At 37.9% G+C, this 589-nt stretch carries 2 tRNA genes; both read left to right on the forward strand.

Going from position 1 to position 589, the window contains the following annotated elements:
* Position 1: 1 nt before the first annotated feature.
* Positions 2 to 77 (forward strand) — tRNA-Ala (locus J5G60_RS18645).
* Positions 78 to 81: 4 nt separating this feature from the next.
* Positions 82 to 158 (forward strand) — tRNA-Ile (locus J5G60_RS18650).
* Positions 159 to 589: the final 431 nt, after the last annotated feature.

The raw sequence follows: 589 nt of genomic DNA on the forward strand, positions 1-589 counted from the left end.
TGGGGGTATAGCTCAGCTGGGAGAGCATCTGCCTTGCACGCAGAGGGTCAAGAGTTCGAATCTCTTTATCTCCACCATTGAGGGCTTATAGCTCAGCTGGTTAGAGCGCACGCCTGATAAGCGTGAGGTCGATGGTTCGAGTCCATTTAAGCCCACCATTAATCAATTGTAAAATGCCTAATTAACATTTCACAATTGATAGTTAAATTTTATTTTAGTTTTACAGTGAGAACATCAATTGTGAATTGAGCACTGCGAATTGAAAGAAATTTGTTCTTTGAAAATTGCACAGTAAATATAATAGAGTTGGCAGTAACGAGTATATTTATACGAAGTTAGTGGCAATTTTAAAGCTAAAATTGGCAGCAGCGAGTACAGCAAGGAAAAGGCCAAAGGAGGAGCGGAGTTTACTTAGTGTAAATGAGCACCGCAGTGAGGCATTTGACGCAGCTGTAGGAAGCTAATGGCAATTTTAGAGCTAAGGTTAGAAATAACCTTTGTAGTAAAGCAAATTATAACTAAGATTGAAGTTAAAAAAACATTTAAGGTAAGATTTATAACTAAGTAATAGAAAATTGGCAGTAACGAG

Source organism: Clostridium sp. HV4-5-A1G (genome assembly GCF_900184915.1).
In the GTDB taxonomy this organism is placed as follows: domain Bacteria; phylum Bacillota; class Clostridia; order Clostridiales; family Clostridiaceae; genus Clostridium_B; species Clostridium_B aromativorans.